The following is a 17,023-nucleotide window of genomic DNA, read 5'->3' as shown; positions in this document are numbered from 1 at the left end:
GTAAATGCTTTCCGTCACCTGACAGCGTCGGGAGAAAGATCCACATCGACCGCCGGGTCGTCCCCTCCCCTGCGCGCCCGGCGGTCGTGAACGCGGGCGGCGGCGTGCGGTCCCGGGACACCGCGCGCCGGCGGTCGGTTCCGACGACCGAGTTACTGACCGAGCGGGTCGCGGTTGATGGCGACGCCGTTGGGCGTGATGATGAGCTGGTCGTCGCCCTTCTGTGCGATGTCGCCCCCGACCTCGGTGACGACCTGCTTGAGTTCGTCCGTGATGTGTTCCATCTCCCGGTCCTGGGTCGAGTGGCGCGTGATGTCGGCGATCACCACGTCGCCGTCGTAGACGGCGTCCTTGATGTCGATGACGTCCTGCTTGTCGCCGATCTTCGCGATCCGAACCTGACGGGCGGCCGCCGTCGTCCCCGTGTCGACGCCGTCGCTCTCGATCTCGACGTAGTCCTCCTTCTGCCGGCTACCCCCGGACTCGCCGAGGATCTTGCTCATTAGTCCCATACACTCCCTCCCGGTCGCTGTGGCTTTGTATTTTACGTCAGACATCCCTCGCCGGGCGGACACGCCTCGCGGGCCCGGGCGGCGGATCAGTCGTCGGCGACCCCGTCGGCGTCGAGGTCCACGTCGCCGGCGCTGGGGCTGTCCCCGCCGTGGGGCGTGTCCCGCCGGCGGACGGTCGCCGCGTGGACCGTCTCGGTCGCGTCGTCGACGACGACGGCCTCGCCGGGACTCGTGGGGAGTCGCTCGGTCAGCGAGTTCGACATATACGTCGGCCGAGCGGCCTCCAGGGCGTCGAGATCGGCCTCCGAGGTGAGCCGGTGGGCGACCACGAGGTCCGACTGCGAGACGGCGACCGCCGAGACGGCGCTGGGTCGCTGGGTCGCCAGCACGAGACTGACACCCGGGGCGCGCCCGCGTGTGAGGATAGTTCCGAGGGCGGCCTCGCCGACGCCCCCGAAGAAGGCGTGGGCCTCGTCGATCACGTACCAGGGGAGCCGGGCGACCGTCCCGTTCACCCGGGCGCGGTACAGCGCCTCGCCGATGCCCCGGACCACGGCGTTCATCGGCGCCGCGTCTATCCCCGACACGTCGACGACGGTCACCGCGCCACCGGCGAGGTCCGCCGCCGAGAGCCCCTCGGGGTCGAAAATTCCCCACGAGTCGGCCAGGTCAAGGTGGTTGACCGCCGCGCGCCTGTCGACGCTCGGCGCGTCGGCCGCCTCGACGTGCCCGCGCATCGCTGCGAGCGTCGACGCTTCCCGTGCAGCCCGCCAGACGAGCCCGCCCGCGCCGCTCTCGGGCGACAGGTCGAGCAGCGCACACCACGACCGGGGGTCCAGCGTCGTCGCCGCGATCCGCGGGTCGTCGATCACCTCGGCCGGCACGGGCTCGCCGTCGGCGGGCCGGGCCAGCGTCGGGAACACGCCCATCGGGTCGACGACGACGGGCGCGACGCCCCGGGTCCGCGCGAGCCCCTCCGCGAGCACGCCCAGCGTATAGGACTTCCCGTAGCCGCGCTTGCCGACGACCAGCGCCGCGTGGGGGCCGTCGAAGTCGACGTGCAGCGGCGCGCCGCTGGAGCCGTCGCGGGCCCGATACGAGCCGAGCCGACCCGCGGGCGCGTCGCCGTCCGACTCCGGCCCGCGTCCGATGACGAACGTCACGGGGACCGGTGGCCCCGGCTTCGGACTTGAACCTTCGGCCGACGCCCGGCCCAACACTGACGGTCCCCGCTCCCTATCCCCCGCTCGTGACCTTCAGCATCTGCGTTCGGGAGGCCTACACCGACGAGTCGGGCGAACCACAGACCCGCTATGGGGTCGCGGTGACGACGCGGCTGGCCGGCGTCGGGACGCTGTGTCCGTTCGCCAGCGAACACGGGGCCGTCGCCACCCAGAGCCTGGTCAACGTCGACCTCGGGCGGAAGGGCGTCGAGTACCTCGCGGACGGCCTCGCCGTCGAGGACGCGCTGGAAGGCCTGCTCAACGCCGACGACGGGCGGCCACAGCGCCAGCTCCACGGCGTCGGCGCCGACGGCGAGTTCGCCTTCTCCGGGGAGGAGTGTCGGCCCTGGTACGGGGACATCGTCGGCGACAACTACACCGTCGCCGGCAACCTGTTGACCGGCGGCGACGTGGTCGAGGCGGTCGCGACCGCCTACGAGGCGACGGCCGCCGATGACCCGGACGACCCCGAGAGCGACCCGGAGACGCCGCTGGCCAAGCGGCTGGTCGAGGCGCTCGCGGCCGGCCACGAACTCGGCGGCGACAAGCGCGAGGACCTGCACGTCCAGAGCGCGGCGCTGCTGGTCCGCTCGACCGAGGACCGCGAGATGGCGCCCTACTACGACGACCTGCGCGTCGACGCGACCGAGACGCCGATCGAAGACCTGCGCGAGACGTACGAACTGGCCGCCGAGGGGTACGAGATGGCGATGGCCCGATACGAGGAGGAGTACGCCGACGACGAGGACGCGGGGTAGAAACGCCCGACCCCCCTCCGATTCACGGAGGTCTATACCGTGAACTCGAAGAGGTCGTCGCCCACGTGGTGGATCGACTCGACGACCTTGCCGGAGTCGCCGGTCATGTCCGACCCGTCGGTCTTCGCGCGGCCGACGGCGAGGAACTTGCCGTGGCTCTCCTCGTTGATCGCGACCAGGTCGCCGGCCTCGATGGAGTCGTCGGCGGAGACGATGCCGGGGCGCATCACGTCGGCGCCGTCGGAGACGAACGAGACGGCGCCGGCGTCGACGGTGACGACGTTGCGCTGTGGCGGGTAGGCGTTGGCGCCCTGGACGGTGAGGAAGGGTTCGTCCTCGCCGGCCTCGTCCTCGATATAGAGCACGAGGGGGTCGCCGTCGACGAGCACGACGTTCCAGTCGCTGTCCTCGAACTCGACTTTCTCGTAGCTGTCGGCGTCGATCTCGACCCCGAGGCTGTCGGCGACGGCGTCCTCGATGTCGGCGATCGCGTCCGCCCGGAGGTGGTGGCGCGACTTCACGTCCATACCTCGACGTGGGCCGGGTGACGGGATAAATCGACCGCTCCGCACCGGACCCGGCCGCACCGACGGGGCGTGATCCGGCGGGCCGCACGGATGGGAGGTGACCCGGCGGCCACACGGACGAGCGTGGCACCCGGCGGACCGAGGGGCCGCTACGGGTCGGTCGACCGCTCGGGGCGGTCGCGGCGGTCGTCCGCCGCGCCGTTGCGTCGAGCGCGCCGGTCGCGCTGGTCGTGGCGCTCCTCGGGGCTGTGGCGCCGACCGGCGAGCAGGGCGGCGGCGTGGAGCGCCCAGAGCGCGAGGAGCACCGGTGTGGTGTCGGGCGTGACGCCGTAGACCGCGAGCAGCGGCAGGTGGAGACAGGGGAGGGCGACGCCGGCCCAGAAGGCCAGGCGCTCGGCGACGGCGGCGGCGTCGGCGACCAGGCGGCCGAGACGCCGACGGACGGCGAGGGTAGCGGGGGGTGCGCTCATCCGTACACCTCCTTCGACGGGCGTCCCCCAAAAGTCGACGAACGCTCAAACCGGGATTTGAGCCTCCGCGCGAACGGTCGCCACGCGGGCGTGGTCGGCCCGTCACGCATCGGCGGCCTCCGTCTCTCGCTCCGCCCCCTCGCCGCCGGGTCCGGCGCGCTCGTCGCGCTGGATGACGCGGCCGCTGACGTAGGTGAGGATCGTCAGCAGCACCAGCGGGACGAACGTCAGCACGTGCGCCCAGAAGACGAACCACAGGTCCCACCCCCACGGGTTGTAGACCCAGAACATGATATCGAGGACGGCCAGGATCCCGATCGGGATGAGGTTCACCGTCAGGTCGAGCCAGGTCTCCTCGGTGAGTTGCAGGAAACTCATGGGTGTGGGCAGGTCGACTAGAGAGAGGGGTGGACAGCGCATAGCGGTCGGGCTTGCCATGCAAAGGCCGACCCGTCGGGTCCGGGGAGTCGGTCAGGAGTCGGCGTCGAGTTCGCGGAGCGCGGCGTCGTAGGCGTCGGGACCGTCGAGCGAGCCGACCACCTCGTCGAGTCGCTCGTCGAGTTCGGCGAGCCGCTCGTCGAGTCGGTCGCGTTCCTCGGGGTCGGCGTCGGCGCGCTCGCTGGCGAGGCGGTAGTACCGTTCGAGGGTCGTCCGGTAGGTCGCCCGCCGGCTCAGCCGCTCGACCGTCTCGGTGAGGTGGTCGGCCGCGACCGGCTTGACGAGGTAGTCGTCGAAGGCCGTCGACTCGACGTCGAGCGGTTCGTCGGTCAGCGCGGCGACCTGGCAGTCCGCCTCGTCCGTCCGGACCCGGTCGACGACCCGCCGCGCCGAGAGGCCCGGGATCTCCGGGTCGAGCAGCGCGACGCTCACGTCGGGGTCGAGACTCGCCAGCGCGTCGGCGCTGTCGTAGGCCGAGCGGACGGTGAACCGCTCTCTGAGCACGCCGGCCAGTCGGTCGGTGACGGCCGGGTCGCGGTCGGCGACGAGTACCACCCGCTCGGCGAGGCGCCGCTCGCGCGGGCTGTTCCGCCGCGCAGCCCCGTCGGTCCGTTCGTCCCGGTTCATCTGGGGCGGCTGGCCGGGTCGCTCACTCGTCGGCGACATTGGCGGTCCGGAGGTCGACGACGCTGTCGAACAGCACCTCGAACGTCCGGACCGTCTCCGGGTCGTGGACGTCCGGGTTCATGTGGTAGTGGGCCACCGCGCCCGCGCGTTCGACCGTGCTCGTCAGCACCTTCAGGAACTTGAACACGGCCTCCTCCTCGCCGCGCTGCAGCAGGTCCGACACCGAGTGGACACAGACCGCCGTGTCGCCGTCGGCGGCGAGCGACGAGAGGTGCCGGTCGACCACGTCCCCGAGGCCCGCCAGGTCGGTCTCGGCGTCGACGGACTCCACCATCGCGTCGGCTGCCCCGTTCGCCCCGGCGACTGTCCCGTCCGCCCCGGCGGCCGCCGTCGACCGGGCGGCGGTCTCCACGTCGACGACGGTCGCGTCGGTCGCTCGTCCGTCCTCGTGGTCCGTCCAGACCGCGATCCGGTCCGCCGGGGACTCCATGCAGGTGACCAACAGCGCGCGCTCGCGCTCGTCGGGCCCGTGCAGTAGCTCCCCGCAGACCTCGTCCTCGTGGCTGCCGACCGACGGCGCCAACAGCAACACGTTCATCGGCGTCCCTGTACTCCCGCTGTCTTCGGGTGTCGTACTCATGGCGATGTCCCCGGAGCCCGTTCGTCGTAACTCCGCTACCTGAGACAGGCGTGTTCGCTACGCAAGTAAGTTCCGCTGGCGTTATCAGTACTGAGATGTCGTCTGTATGCTCAGTACCAGTGAACGACAAATTTCGGGTGACATCACCGGCGGTTGGTTCGGGCCGTGGTTGAGCCAACAGCGGCGAGAGTCACGTCGCGGCGTGGCTTGACGTGCCACGGGGGCGGCGTTTGGAAAGTCTTAAATTCACCTCCGGCAAAGCGGTGAATGCGTGCCCGGGTGGTGTAGTGGCCCATCATACGACCCTGTCACGGTCGTGACGCGGGTTCAAATCCCGCCTCGGGCGCTTCTCTGAATCCAACTGGCAAGCGGCGCGTTTCATCGCGCCGCGTTCTGGATCCAGTGTGCGCCGTCGTGGGATTTGAACGCTATCGATCGCGCACAGGGAGCGCGGCTATAGATCCCGCTCGAAGGAGTATCTGCGAAGTAAACCGACTTCGCGCCGGAACCTCGGTTCGGGCGGTACGAAAAGCGTCGAAGCCTAGGCCGGGATTTGAACCCGGGCTCTCGTCCTTACCAAGGACGCGCTTTACCTCTAAGCTACCCAGGCGCGTTTCCGAGTTGCCGTGATTCGTCTTTAGGCGTTTCGATTCACCCCCGCCGTGTGGCTCGCCCGCACGGCGAGTCGGGGACGGCGCGGCGACCGTTCATACGGATTATTGGGAGTCATTCCGGGGCCGACCGCACGACTGGTACGGTCGACCCGGGAACCGCTCCCAATAATCCGTATCAGATCCGCTCGGCGAGGGTGGCCGCCGTCCCGTCGGTGAACAGCGACGCTGCGAGCGGTAGCGGACCGTCGGTCCGGGCGAGGCCGCCCACGTGGGCCCGCAGGTCCTCGGTGACCGACCCGCCGGCGGCGGTCGTGCCCGCGACGGCGGCGAGTTCGAACACGTCGGCCTCCAGGTTGCCGTCGAGGCGGTCGTCGCCGGTGGTGCGGCGGCGGGTCTGGTCGCCGCCGAACGAGCGGACGACGGCGACGGCCTCGCCGGCGGCCTCGGTGCGGGCGAGCAGGTAGAACCCGCGGGCGACCATCACGTCGGCGACGAGGATGTCCATGTCGGCGTCGTCGGCGTCCGTCGCCGCCGCCGGGCCGGCGGTCACGCCGTCGGTGACGGCCACGTCGCCGCCGTCGGTCCGCTCCCGCTGGTCGCTGTCGGCGGCAGTCCCGCCGGCCGTGCCGCCGTCCGTGCGCTCCTCGTCGGGTTCGCCGGCGAGCGCGGCGTCGCGCTCCCACGGCGGGTCCCGCGAGAGCGCGCGCGTCAGGCGCAGTCCCTCGTAGATGAGCTGGACGCCGGCCCCGCGGTCGGCGACGGCGTCGGCGTCGACCGCCGGGTCGTCCGGCTCGCGGTCGGCGACTGCGCGGGCGCTCAACACCGTCAACACGCCCGGTGCCATCGACCCGTCTTCGAGGCGTTCGCGGATCCGCTCGCGGAGGCGGTCGGGTTCGACGTCGCCCACGGCCTCCAGCGCGGCCCCGCGGACCGCCGCGGCTTCCTCCATTGCCGTCGGCTAACGGTGGGAAGGGCAAAGACCTTTGGAAACGACTCACCGAACCGTCCGATATGACCGCGTACACCGCGAGCGAGTGGCCGTTCGACCCCGTGCAGGCGCCGAGTCGCCCGCCGAACTCGGAGGCCCGTCCGTGATCGAGACCGGGTCCGACGGCGACGTCTGCGTCGTCACGTTCGACCGCCCCGACCGCCGCAACGCGCTCACGCCGACGGCCCTCGACGACCTCGAATCCGCCGTCGAGAGCGCCGACGCGCCGGTCGTCCTCCTCCGCGGCGCCGGGTCGGCGTTCTGCGCCGGCGCCGACCTCGACGCGGTCGCCGACCTGCCCGACCGCGAAGCGGCCGAGGCGTTCGCGCGACACGGCCAGCGGGTCGCGGCGACCATCGCCGACGGCGAGTCGGTCGTCGTCGCGGGCGTGGACGGCGCCGCCCGCGGGGGCGGTGTCGAACTCGCGCTGGCCTGTGACGTGCGCGTCGCGACGCCCGGGGCGACGTTCGCCGAGTCGGGCGCGGCCATCGGCCTGTTCGGCGCCTGGGGCGGGACCCACCGACTCCCCGAGGTCGTCGGCCTCGGAGAGGCGATGGACATCGCCCTCTCGGGTCGGGTGCTCGACGCCGACGAGGCGCTCCGGTCGGGACTCGTCTCCCGGGTCGTCGACGACCCCCGCGCGGTCGCAGACGAGATCGCCGGCAACGACCCGGCGGCGCTGTGCGTCGTCAAGGAACGACTCCGGGACGGCGCCGACCGCGCGATCCGGGAGCGCCGCGAGGCCGAGGCGTTCGCCGACCTGCACGCCGACTTCGAGCGGTAGTGGACGCGCGGCCGCGAGACGGACCCGATACAGCTACCACGACCGAAACCTTCGAGAGCGGTGACCCCTCATAGGAGGCTAATGCCGGACTGCGACTACTGCGGGGCGACCGTCGACGGCGAGGACGCCTACCTCGACCACCTCGCCGCCGAACACGAGGGGGAGCTGGGGCCGATCGACGAGCGGCGCGTCGCCGAGCGCGACGGCGACGACGGCGGCGGGATCCCGGTCGGTCCGGCGATCCTCGTCGGCCTGCTCGCGCTCGCCGGCGGGCTGGTCGTCTACGTCACCTTCCTCATGGGCGGGTCGGGCGGGACCGCCGCGGCGAGCGGCCTGCCGGACAGCGGCGACCAGTCGGTCATCTCGGAGGTCCAGACCGAGGAGTCCAACGGGCTCGAACACCGCGAACAGGGCACGGAGATCGACTACGAGCGGGTCCCCCCGACCAGCGGCCCCCACTGGGGCGGCACGTGGGAGAGCGCCGGCTTCTACAGCGAGCAGCCGCCCCTCGAGTCGCTCGTCCACTCGCTGGAACACGGCGCGGTCGTCGTCTACTACGACCCCGCCGAGCTGAGCCCCCAGGCCGAGGAGAACCTGCGCGGCTGGGCGAACAACCAGACCGGAAACTGGCAGAGCTTCATCGCCGTCCCCCACCCCGAGGACGACCCCGAGTCGGCGTACGTCCTCACCGCCTGGACCAAGCGCATGACGATGGACGAGTACGACGACGACGCGGTCCGCGCGTTCGTCGCCGAGTACATCGGTCGCGGTCCGGAGAACCCGGTCCGATAGCGGTCGGCTCCGGAGGGGAAGACGCCGGTCTCGTTCTCGCAGCTCAGTACAGTGGCTCGGGCCCCGGCGGCGCCGCCCGCTTGTGTTCGCTCGCCTCGTAGAGCCCGCGGACCCGCTCGACGGTCTCCGCGTCGACCCCGATCTGGTCGGCGGTCGCCGAGACCGACAGCGGACCGTCGACGTGGAGCGCGAGGATCGAGTCGAGCGTGTCGTAGTCCATCCCGAGCTCGCCCTCGTCGGTCTGGTCGGCCCACAGCTCCGCGCTGGACTGCTTGGCCGCCAGGTCCTCGGGGACGCCGACGTGGCGGGCCAGCTGGCGGACCTGCTGTTTGTAGAGGTTGCCGATCGGGTGGCAGTCGACGGCGCCGTCGCCGTACTTCGTGAAGTAGCCCACCAGCGCCTCGCTGCGGTTGCCCGTCCCCACCACGAGGCCGTCCTCGTGGTTGGCGACCAGGTAGTTGAGGACCCCGCGGAGCCGCGCCCGGAGGTTCCCGACCGCCGTCGTGTCGTCCTCGACCGCGGGGTACTCGTCGAGGACGGCGTCGACCAGCGGGTTGATCGCGACCACGTCGTACTCCACGTCCAGCAGCTCGCTCGCGACCCGCTCGGCGTCGCTCATGTTCTCCTCGCGGTTGACTTCGCTCGGCATCACCAGCGCGTGGACGTTCCCGGCACCCAGTTCCTCGACGAGCAGGAAGGACGTGAGCGTGCTGTCGATACCGCCCGAGAGGCCGATGACCGCCTGCTCGGCGCCGGCGGCCTCGTACTGCTCGCGGACGAAGTCGGTGACGTGGTCGCGGTGCGCGTCGAGTTCCTCGGTCGAGAGCGACAGGTCGAGCGGCCGCTCCGCCCGCGCGATCTCCTGAGACGCAGTCATGATGGGACGTTGGAACGGCGGCGACTAATACCCTCGCGTCCCCCCGGATCGGTGACCGTCCGTCCACTCGCCCGAAGCGCTACGTTCAAGTGATCGGGACCGCCAGTTCCACCCGAAGGGAGCGCCGTTGGTCCAGTGGTAGGACATTAGCTTCCCAAGCTAATAGCCCGGGTTCAATTCCCGGACGGCGCAGTTCTATCGGAGCAGATACCAAGCGGCGCGTTTCATCGCGCCGCGGACTGCTCCGAGTGTCTGCGGTCACGGGAATTGAACCCTGGGAGTCGCAGTCCCGGAACGGTCGAACGGAGTGAGACCGCACGCCCGGAACGTCTCCCTCCGGTTCAATTCCCGGACGGCGCATCGACCCCCGTTTTCATCGGCGTCCTGCAGTCCGTCGGGGTCTCCCCGGTCGGTTACCGGATACTTGGGTTTAAGCCGTTCCGAGCGAAAGACGGCGCCAATGGCTGAGCGCGACGAGGTCCTGGTAGCCGGTCGGCCGGCCGACGGCCGTGCGGTCGCCGACGACCTCGGGGCGGTCGACGGGGTGACCGTCGAAGCGGCGACCGCGGCGGACCCCGCCGAGGTCGACCCGGACGGCGCCGACTGCGTCGTCTGGGTCGGGCCGGCGACGGCCGACCACCTGGGGACGCTCGTGGAGCGCGCCGGCGGACCGGGCGGGATTCCGGTCGTGGTTGTCGGTGACGGGGACGACGGAAACCTCGACGCGGCGGCGGCCTTCGAGGCTGGCGTCGCCGATGTCGTGCGTGGGGGCGAAGGGGAGGGGCAGACGGCGGTGCTGGCCCGGCGAATCGAACGATTGCTGACAGAGACCGACGGCGCGGGAGGGACGGACGGCGCGTCCGCGGACCGAGCGGCGACCGACGGCAGCGGCGAGCGCGGCGGGGTCGAGGCGGCGACGCCGCCGGCGGCGAGCGCCGAGCGGGTCCTCGAACGCGTCGACGCCGCGGTCATGGGGCTGGACGACGACTGGCGGATCACCTACCTCAACGAGCCGGCGGCGGAGGCGCTGGGCGAGCCGGCCGACGCGGTCCGCGGCGAGGTCGTCTGGGAGGCGTTCCCCGAGGTCGAGGGGACCGTCTTCGAGCGGGAGTACCGCGAGGCGCTGGCGAGCCAGGAGGTCCGGACGTTCGAGACCCGCTACGACCCGGAGGACAGCTGGCTGGCGGTGTCGGTCTACCCCGCCGCCGACGGGCTGTCGGTGTACGTCCGCGACGTGACCGAGCGCAAGCGGACGGAGGCGGAACTCGAACGCAACGAGCGGGCGCTGCGGGACCTCCAGCGGCTGGCCTCCTCGCGGGACCTGTCCGTCGACGAGAAGCTGGAGCGGGCGCTGGCGGTCGGCTGCGAGCGGCTCGACCTGCCAGTGGGGTACCTGACGCGTATCGACGGCGACACCCAGACCGTCGTCGCCGCCCACGGCGACGCCGTCGAGCCCGGCACACGCCAGCCCGTCGCGGAGAGCTACTGCCGGCGAGCCGTCGAGACCGACGGCCTGCTCGCGCTCGAACACGCCGGGGCGGAGGGGTGGGACGGCGACCCCGCCTACGAGCGCCACGGGATGGAGTGTTACCTCGGCGGGAAGCTGCTGGTCGACGGCGAGCTGTACGGGACGCTCTGTTTCGGCGCCGCCGACGCCCGCGAGGCGCCCTTTACCGACGCCGAGGAGACGTTCATCGAGCTGCTCGTCGAGTGGGTCAGCTACGAGATCGAGCGCCGCGAGCGCGAGCGGGAGCTGGGCCGCTACGAGACCATCGTCCGCTCGGTCGACGACGGCGTCTACGAGCTCGACGAGGAGGGGCAGTTCACCTTCGTCAACCCGGCGATGTGCCGGATCACCGGCTACGACGCCGAGGAACTCGTCGGCGAGCACGTCTCGGTGGTCAAGGACGACGACGCGACCGCCGAGGCGGTCGAGGCGCTGCTGGCCGGCGAGGCGACCGAGCGGACCGTCGAGTCGGCCGTCCAGCGCAGGCGCGGCCCGCCGGTCCCCTGCGAGGACAGCCTGACGGTCCTGACCGGCGATGACTCCGTCAGGGGGGTCGTCGGCGTGGTCCGCGACGTGACCGAGCAGAAGGCCCACCGCGAGATGCTCTCGGAGCTGGTCGCCTCCTCGCGGTCGCTCATGCAGGCCCGCGACCGCGAGGAGGTCGCCGAGATGGCCGCCCAGGCGGTCGCGGACGTGCTCGGCTTCGAGCTGAACACCGTTCGGCTGTTCGACCGCGAGACCGACCGCCTCGAACCCGCGGGGACGACCGACGCGGTCGCCGAGCGCGGCGTCCGTACCCCGACCTACGACGTCGACGAGGGCGGCCCCGGCCGGGCGTTCGTCGACGGCGAGATGGTCGTCGTCTCCGACACCGCGACCGCCGACGACGACTACCCGCACGACATCGTCCGCTCGGCGCTGCACGTCCCGATGGGCGTCCACGGGACCGTCAGCATCGGCGCCGAGCGGGTCGACGCCTTCTCGAACACCGACCGCCAGGCCGCCCAGCTGCTGGCGACCAGCGCCGCCGCCGCCGCCAACCGCGCCAAACGCGAACAGGAGGTCCGCGAGGCCCGCCAGCGGGTCGACACGCTCGTCGACCGCATCAACGGTCTCATCGAGAACACCGTCGAGGTGCTCGTCCAGGCGGGGACGCGGGAGGAACTCGAGACCGGGGTCGTCGAGCAGCTCGTCGCCACCGACCCCTACGCGTTCGCCTGGATCGGTCAGCCGGACCTCGCGGCCGAGCGCATCGAGGCCACCGCCTGGGACGGCGACGTGCCCGAGCTGGCCGAGGCCGTCGCTGACCTGTCGCTAGATCGGTCGGCCGCCCGCGACGCCGCCGACCCCGCCGCGCTCGCGCTCGACGACGAGCGCATCCACATCGTCGACGACTTGGGCGACGCGCCCGAGGGGAGCGTCCACGCGGCCGCCCGCCAGGCCGGCCTCGGCTCGATGATCGCCGTCCCGCTCACCTACAAGGACGCCAGCTACGGCGTCCTCTGCGTCTACGCCCCGGCCCCCGACGCCTTCGCCGACCGCGAACAGGTCGTCCTCGACGCGCTCGGGCGGGCCGTCGCCAACGCCGTCAACGCCATCGAGAGCGGCCGCATCCTCTCGACCGACCGGGTCGTCGAGCTGGAGTTCACCGTCCGGGACGACGATCTCCTCTTCAACCGCCTCTCTGCGCAAACAGACGCGACCTTCGAACTGACGGGGTCGGTCCACGAGTCGGACGGTAGCCTCCGGCTGTACGTCACCGCCAGCGGCGCGGACGCCGACGAGATCGAGTCGGTCCTCGATGGCGACGACCGGGTCGCCGCGTCGAGTATCATCGCGGACCACGGCGGCGAGGTGCTGTTCGAGGCGGTCGTCGACGACTCGCTGGTCGAACTCCTGGCCGACCACGGCGCGGTCACCCGCTCGGTCACAGCCGAGGACGGCCTCGTCCGCTACACCATCGAACTCCCCTACGAGGCGGAGGCGCGGGAGCTGTTCGAACTCGTCGCCGACCGCTACCGCGGCACCGACCTGGTGGGATACCACGAACACGAGCGCCCGGTCCGCACCCGCCAGGAGTTCCGCGAGGCGGTCACGGATCGGTTCACCGACCGCCAGGAGACGGCCATCCGCACGGCCTATCTCGGCGGCTTCTTCGAGTGGCCCCGCGACGTCGACGGCGACGACCTCGCCGAGTCGATGGACATCTCCCGGCCGACCTACCACCAGCACCTCCGCGCGGCCCAGCGCAAGGTGTTCGACGAACTGTTCGACCCCCACTCCGGGCGGTAGGCGACTGCGGAGTTCCAGCCGGCGAGCGTCGAACCGCTCAGTACGAGTTCAGAACGATCGACAGGGCGTACAGCAGTGCGAAGAACACGCCGATCCCGGCGAGGAACCCCACGACGGTCCTGACGACCGACGAGCCGGTGATCCCCGACACCTCCTCGGTCTCCTCGGATCGACTGGCCGCTTCGCCCTTGGCGACCGCGTCCGGGGCGCTCGCGCCGGTGGCTTTCGATCCGTGTGGCGCCTCCCCCGTGTCCTCTCCGCCGGCTCCGTCCATACCCCCCGAAAATGATTTCCCGGGGATAAGTCTTCTGCGCGACCGGAGTGCGGACACCGCGGTACGGTGTCGGATCGAGAGAGGTGGATTCATACGCCGGGGCGACCTACCGGCGGGCGATGGCCGACGACGACGGCGACGACGGGGCGGCCGCGGTCGAGGGCCCGCTGTGGACCGAGACGCACGCGCCGGCGCTGGCCGACCTCCCCCAGTCCGAGGTCCGCGAGCACCTGGAGAGCGTCGTCTCCGAACCGATGAACCTCCTGGTCCACGGGCCGAAAGGGGCCGGCAAGACCGCCGCGGTCCGCGCGCTGGCCGACGAACTCCACGACAACCCCGAGGCGGACCTCGTGGAGATCAACGTCGCGGACTTCTTCGACATGACCAAGAAGGAGGTCAGCGAGGACGACCGCTTCTCGCGGTTCATCGACAGCAAGCGCCGCCGCGAGTCCTCGAAGGCCGACCTCATCAACCACGTCCTCAAGGAGTCGGCGAGCTACCAGCCCGTCTCGGGCAGCTACAAGACGGTCCTGCTGGACAACGCCGAGGGCGTGCGCGAGGACTTCCAGCAGGCGCTCCGGCGGGTGATGGAGCAGTACTACGAGGCGACGCAGTTCGTCATCGCGACGCGCCAGCCCTCGGCGCTGATCCCGCCGATCCGCTCGCGGTGTTTCCCCGTCGCCGTCCGCAAGCCGACCCACGACGAGACGGTGGCGGTGCTGGAGGACATCGTCGAGAGCGAGGGCGTCGACCACGACGACGAGGGGATCGAGTACGTGGCGGGCTACGCCGACGGCGACCTCCGTGAGGCGATCCTCGCTGCCCAGACCACCTACGAACAGGAGGGGGAGATCACGATGAACACCGCCTACGAGGTGCTGGGGTCGCTTGGCGCCGACGAGCGCGTCCAGGAGATGGTCACGGCCGCCGAGGCCGGCGAGTTCACCGACGCCCGGTCGACGCTGGACGACCTGCTCGTCGACGAGGGCCACAGCGGCGAGGAGGTGCTGGAGGACGTGCTCGCGGTCGCCCGCTCGCGGTACTCCGGCGCCGACCTCGCCCGGGTCCACCGGCTGGCCGGCGAGATCGACGCCGACCTCCACGAGGGGACGAGCGACCGCATCCACGTCTCGCACCTGCTGGCTGAACTCGGCGAGATGCACACCTGACGGGGCACGGACGCCGGGCGACCCCACTCCGGACTCCCGGATCAGACGGGTCGCACGGCCCGCCGGGAGGGGTGGCCGGTTCGAAATCCTTTTACGCGCTTCGGGGGGAGTATTGGGCAACGAACCATGGACATCGACATCATCGAGGAAGACGAGAACCCGATGTTGCATCGGACGGACGTGCGCTTCGAGGTCACCCACGAGGAGGCGACCCCCTCGCGGCTCTCGGTCCGGGACTCGCTCGCGGCGAAGCTCAACAAGGACGCCGAGGAGGTCGTCGTCCACGAGCTGGACACCAAGTTCGGGATGCGCAAGACCGTCGGCTACGCGAAGGTCTACGACGACGCCGAGTACGCCCGCGACGTCGAGCAGGACCACATGCTCGAGCGCAACAAGATCGTCGCCGACGAGGGCGAGGGCGAACAGGCGGAGGAAGCGTAGATGCCCCGCCACGAGTTCTACGACGAGGACGGCAGTACCGACCGCGAGCAGTGCCCCCGCTGCGGCGACACGTTCCTCGCCGACCACGGCGACCGCCAGCACTGCGGCAAGTGCGGCTACACCGAGTGGGAGTAGGTCCCGTCTTTTCCGCCGTTTTCGCCGCCGCGTAGCGGCTCGTTTCCCGTCACCGACGGGGAGCGCGCCGCAGCCGATCCTCACAGAAGGTTGATACCCGTGGCGCCGGACCTTCGTCACGAATGATCAGTTCCCCCACCCGGCGCTCGGCCGGCCGCGGGTCGGTCGTCCGGGCCGTCCTCGGCGAAGCGCGGAACCCCGTCACGCTGCTGGCCGCGATCGCCGCGTTCCTGGTCGGGAGCGTCACGACGTGGTACGCGCTCAGGGTCGCCGCCTGGGCGGTGCTGGAGGCCGACCTGACAGCGTTGGTCGACGTGACCGTCGTCGCCACCACGGTGTGGGACGTGATCCTCGCCCAGGCGCAGGTCGCGGCCGCGGTCGGTCTGTTGCTGGCTGTCGAGGCGGTCTGCTACCGCGCTCGCGGCGCGCTGCTGGGCGACCGCTGGTGGCCCGGCGATCCGCTCCCCGGGACGGTTCGTGCGTTTCTCGTCGTCGCGGGCGCCGCGCTGTTCCCGGTCGGCGTCCTCGTCGGCTACGACTACATCGTCCCCGTCGTCGTCGACCTGCTGGCGGGCGACGGCACCTCGTGGTTGGTCGTCCGGTGGGCTCGGATCACCCTGGGAACCGCGGTCGTCTCGGGCCTCGCCGCGCAACTGGCGTTCGTCGGCGTCGTCGTGGGCCTCGGCGGCCGAGTCCGGTCGTAGCCGAGCGTCTCCCCCCGAAAACATCGTCACTCGGGGACACCTTCACGCCGCCCCCGCTCGAAGGTCGAACGGGGAGACAACCAATGGCAGACTTCGACGGCAAGACAGCGATCGTAACGGGTGCGAGCGGCGGTATCGGAGCAGCGGCGGCGAACCGTTTCGCCGAGGCGGGCACGTCGGTGGCCGTCACGCTGGACGACGGCGGCCGCCGCTCCGACCTATCGAACCAGTGAAGGGGCAACGGCCCCTCGCTTCGAGCGATGACATCCGTCCGCACGGCGCTGTCCCGCCGCGTCGAGCCCGCGCCGTTCACGGCGCTGGTCGCGCTCGGGGACCTGGCCTGTATCACGGCGTTCGTCCTGCTGGGCCTGACGGTCGGCCACGGGGGCGGGGACCCGGGGGTCGACCCCGCCCACGTCGCGGTCACGGTCCTGCCCTTCGGGGTCGGCTGGGCGGTCACGTCGCTGCTCGCCGGGGTCTACGCGAGCGGGGCCTACGGCTCCGCGAAGCGGGCGGTCGCGCGGACGGTGCCGGCCTGGGTCGGCGCGGCGCTGGTCGCCCAGGCGCTGCGCGCGACCGCTCCCGTCCCGGGCGGGGCCGCCGTCACGTTCTTCGCCGTCTCCGTGTTTGTCACCCTCGCGCTGCTGGTCCCGTGGCGCGTCGCCGTGACCGTCCTCGCCTCCTGAGCGGTCCCACCGCTGGACGGTCGGAGACAGAGAGGCGCGGCGGACGGCCGCGCCCGACAGTACCGTACAGCGACGGTCGTCACAGGGGGGTACGTTCGCTGCGGTGAGTGTGGCAGTGGGGGGTCAGTTCGTCTCGCGATACCGGAGGGACACGTCCGCGCCGCGGGCGGCCCCGTCGGGGTCCGTCGTCACTGCGACTCCTCGACCGGAACGGCGACGGTCGACTGGATCCACGCCTGGTGGTTCTCGCGGTCGTAGATGACGAACTCCTCGTCGCCGACGTTGAGCTCGGCGTACCGTCGCCGCTCCTCGTCCGATCCGGTCCGTCCCTCGGGGTCGTCCGTTGCGTCTGGGGTCATTGTATCGAGAGCCGGCGCGCGCCGCCTCCCTCCACCCGTACCTTCCCGATACCCCACTATAAGTACACTTGTCAAAGTATCACACGGGATAATAGCGGGTTCAGGGCGTCAGATGGGGAATCAACACAGATTTCGGCTATCGTGGCCGGCCGTGTCCGACCCGTTACGCCCATCGTGGTTTTCAACTGTGATATTGTGATGAGGGC

The 17,023-nt window shown here is 71.1% G+C and carries 21 protein-coding genes and 3 tRNA genes; 12 read left to right on the top strand and 12 right to left on the bottom strand.

The genetic code is table 11. The features are described from left to right. Positions 1-152 precede the first annotated feature (152 nt). Together ACMGFI_RS03710 and ACMGFI_RS03705 are read right to left on the bottom strand one after the other, a co-directional pair. On the bottom strand, positions 153-512 hold the full coding sequence (locus tag ACMGFI_RS03710; protein ID WP_436907431.1) for a cell division protein SepF: 360 nt from the start codon (positions 510-512) through the stop codon (positions 153-155). 86 nt (positions 513-598) lie between these two features. After that, the gene (locus ACMGFI_RS03705; RefSeq protein WP_436907430.1) at positions 599-1,675 is read right to left on the bottom strand and encodes an ATP-binding protein; all 1,077 of its coding nucleotides are present in this window, start codon (positions 1,673-1,675) and stop codon (positions 599-601) included. An 86-nt stretch (positions 1,676-1,761) separates the two neighbouring features. Here ACMGFI_RS03705 and ACMGFI_RS03700 point away from each other — a divergent pair, with 86 nt between their 5' ends. Then, positions 1,762-2,493 carry a DUF1028 domain-containing protein gene (locus ACMGFI_RS03700; RefSeq protein ID WP_436907429.1) on the top strand — a complete coding sequence of 244 codons (732 nt, stop codon included), beginning with the start codon at positions 1,762-1,764 and terminating at the stop codon, positions 2,491-2,493. 32 nt (positions 2,494-2,525) lie between these two features. Here ACMGFI_RS03700 and ACMGFI_RS03695 read toward each other — a convergent pair whose 3' ends face one another. The 5 genes from ACMGFI_RS03695 to ACMGFI_RS03675 all read right to left on the bottom strand — a co-directional run bounded on the left by ACMGFI_RS03695 (position 2,526) and on the right by ACMGFI_RS03675 (position 5,195). Beyond that, a complete protein-coding gene (locus ACMGFI_RS03695) occupies positions 2,526-3,020 on the bottom strand; it encodes an RNA-binding protein (RefSeq protein WP_436907427.1) in 495 nt (164 codons plus the stop codon). Positions 3,021-3,169: 149 nt separating this feature from the next. Further along, entirely contained in the window at positions 3,170-3,490 is a 321-nt protein-coding gene (locus ACMGFI_RS03690) for a DUF8028 family protein (protein WP_436907425.1), read from the bottom strand. A 102-nt stretch (positions 3,491-3,592) separates the two neighbouring features. Next, positions 3,593-3,868 (bottom strand): DUF6684 family protein, encoded by a 276-nt coding sequence (locus ACMGFI_RS03685; RefSeq protein WP_436907424.1) that lies wholly within the window; start codon positions 3,866-3,868, stop codon positions 3,593-3,595. A gap of 93 nt (positions 3,869-3,961) precedes the next feature. After that, positions 3,962-4,594: a response regulator gene (locus ACMGFI_RS03680; RefSeq protein ID WP_436907423.1), complete on the bottom strand. Its 633-nt coding sequence runs from the start codon at positions 4,592-4,594 to the stop codon at positions 3,962-3,964. Further along, positions 4,578-5,195, bottom strand: coding sequence for a DUF7504 family protein (locus tag ACMGFI_RS03675; RefSeq protein ID WP_436907422.1), 618 nt, complete (start codon positions 5,193-5,195; stop codon positions 4,578-4,580). Before ACMGFI_RS03675 ends, ACMGFI_RS03680 begins: the two co-directional genes overlap by 17 nt. 273 nt (positions 5,196-5,468) lie before the next feature. Between ACMGFI_RS03675 and ACMGFI_RS03670 the strand changes: the two genes are divergently transcribed. Then, positions 5,469-5,541: transfer RNA gene (locus ACMGFI_RS03670), tRNA-Asp, on the top strand. 192 nt (positions 5,542-5,733) lie between these two features. On the opposite strand, the gene ACMGFI_RS03665 is transcribed toward ACMGFI_RS03670, so the two are convergent. Together ACMGFI_RS03665 and ACMGFI_RS03660 are read right to left on the bottom strand one after the other, a co-directional pair. Continuing rightward, positions 5,734-5,805, bottom strand: a tRNA-Thr gene (locus tag ACMGFI_RS03665). 179 nt (positions 5,806-5,984) lie between these two features. Beyond that, complete coding sequence (locus ACMGFI_RS03660) at positions 5,985-6,758, bottom strand: DUF7114 family protein (RefSeq protein WP_436907421.1); 774 nt, start codon at positions 6,756-6,758, stop codon at positions 5,985-5,987. A 142-nt stretch (positions 6,759-6,900) separates the two neighbouring features. Between ACMGFI_RS03660 and ACMGFI_RS03655 the strand changes: the two genes are divergently transcribed. Together ACMGFI_RS03655 and ACMGFI_RS03650 are read left to right on the top strand one after the other, a co-directional pair. Next, on the top strand, positions 6,901-7,581 hold the full coding sequence (locus ACMGFI_RS03655; RefSeq protein ID WP_436907420.1) for an enoyl-CoA hydratase/isomerase family protein: 681 nt from the start codon (positions 6,901-6,903) through the stop codon (positions 7,579-7,581). Between the two features lie 81 nt (positions 7,582-7,662). Continuing rightward, on the top strand, positions 7,663-8,373 hold the full coding sequence (locus ACMGFI_RS03650; RefSeq protein ID WP_436907418.1) for a thioredoxin-like domain-containing protein: 711 nt from the start codon (positions 7,663-7,665) through the stop codon (positions 8,371-8,373). Positions 8,374-8,416: 43 nt separating this feature from the next. Here ACMGFI_RS03650 and ACMGFI_RS03645 read toward each other — a convergent pair whose 3' ends face one another. Further along, positions 8,417-9,250 carry an NAD+ synthase gene (locus ACMGFI_RS03645; RefSeq protein ID WP_436907416.1) on the bottom strand — a complete coding sequence of 278 codons (834 nt, stop codon included), beginning with the start codon at positions 9,248-9,250 and terminating at the stop codon, positions 8,417-8,419. 121 nt (positions 9,251-9,371) lie between these two features. Between ACMGFI_RS03645 and ACMGFI_RS03640 the strand changes: the two genes are divergently transcribed. Both ACMGFI_RS03640 and ACMGFI_RS03635 read left to right on the top strand, forming a co-directional pair. Further along, a tRNA-Gly gene (locus ACMGFI_RS03640) sits at positions 9,372-9,442 on the top strand. Between the two features lie 268 nt (positions 9,443-9,710). Then, entirely contained in the window at positions 9,711-13,049 is a 3,339-nt protein-coding gene (locus ACMGFI_RS03635; RefSeq protein WP_436907415.1) for a bacterio-opsin activator domain-containing protein, read from the top strand. Between the two features lie 37 nt (positions 13,050-13,086). Here the strand turns inward: ACMGFI_RS03635 and ACMGFI_RS03630 are convergent, their stop codons facing one another. Next, positions 13,087-13,323 carry a hypothetical protein gene (locus ACMGFI_RS03630; RefSeq protein WP_436907413.1) on the bottom strand — a complete coding sequence of 79 codons (237 nt, stop codon included), beginning with the start codon at positions 13,321-13,323 and terminating at the stop codon, positions 13,087-13,089. A 119-nt stretch (positions 13,324-13,442) separates the two neighbouring features. On the opposite strand from ACMGFI_RS03630, the gene ACMGFI_RS03625 reads away from it, so the two are divergent. The 6 genes from ACMGFI_RS03625 to ACMGFI_RS03600 all read left to right on the top strand — a co-directional run bounded on the left by ACMGFI_RS03625 (position 13,443) and on the right by ACMGFI_RS03600 (position 16,458). Continuing rightward, the gene (locus ACMGFI_RS03625; protein ID WP_436907412.1) at positions 13,443-14,492 is read left to right on the top strand and encodes an AAA family ATPase; all 1,050 of its coding nucleotides are present in this window, start codon (positions 13,443-13,445) and stop codon (positions 14,490-14,492) included. Positions 14,493-14,618: 126 nt separating this feature from the next. Continuing rightward, positions 14,619-14,933 (top strand): 30S ribosomal protein S24e, encoded by a 315-nt coding sequence (locus ACMGFI_RS03620; protein ID WP_436907411.1) that lies wholly within the window; start codon positions 14,619-14,621, stop codon positions 14,931-14,933. Further along, positions 14,934-15,068: a 30S ribosomal protein S27ae gene (locus ACMGFI_RS03615; protein ID WP_135365666.1), complete on the top strand. Its 135-nt coding sequence runs from the start codon at positions 14,934-14,936 to the stop codon at positions 15,066-15,068. A 122-nt stretch (positions 15,069-15,190) separates the two neighbouring features. Continuing rightward, positions 15,191-15,772, top strand: coding sequence for a twin-arginine translocase subunit TatC (locus tag ACMGFI_RS03610; RefSeq protein WP_436907410.1), 582 nt, complete (start codon positions 15,191-15,193; stop codon positions 15,770-15,772). A gap of 83 nt (positions 15,773-15,855) precedes the next feature. Further along, on the top strand, positions 15,856-16,005 hold the full coding sequence (locus tag ACMGFI_RS03605) for an SDR family NAD(P)-dependent oxidoreductase (protein ID WP_436907407.1): 150 nt from the start codon (positions 15,856-15,858) through the stop codon (positions 16,003-16,005). A gap of 27 nt (positions 16,006-16,032) precedes the next feature. Next, the gene (locus ACMGFI_RS03600; protein WP_436907405.1) at positions 16,033-16,458 is read left to right on the top strand and encodes a DUF3054 domain-containing protein; all 426 of its coding nucleotides are present in this window, start codon (positions 16,033-16,035) and stop codon (positions 16,456-16,458) included. 188 nt (positions 16,459-16,646) lie between these two features. Here ACMGFI_RS03600 and ACMGFI_RS03595 read toward each other — a convergent pair whose 3' ends face one another. Next, positions 16,647-16,817 (bottom strand): DUF7331 family protein, encoded by a 171-nt coding sequence (locus ACMGFI_RS03595; protein ID WP_436907404.1) that lies wholly within the window; start codon positions 16,815-16,817, stop codon positions 16,647-16,649. Positions 16,818-17,023: the final 206 nt, after the last annotated feature.

The sequence above is a fragment of the Halosimplex marinum genome, assembly GCF_051414075.1.
GTDB lineage: Archaea > Halobacteriota > Halobacteria > Halobacteriales > Haloarculaceae > Halosimplex > Halosimplex marinum.
This window is presented reverse-complemented; position numbering and strand designations above follow the sequence as displayed.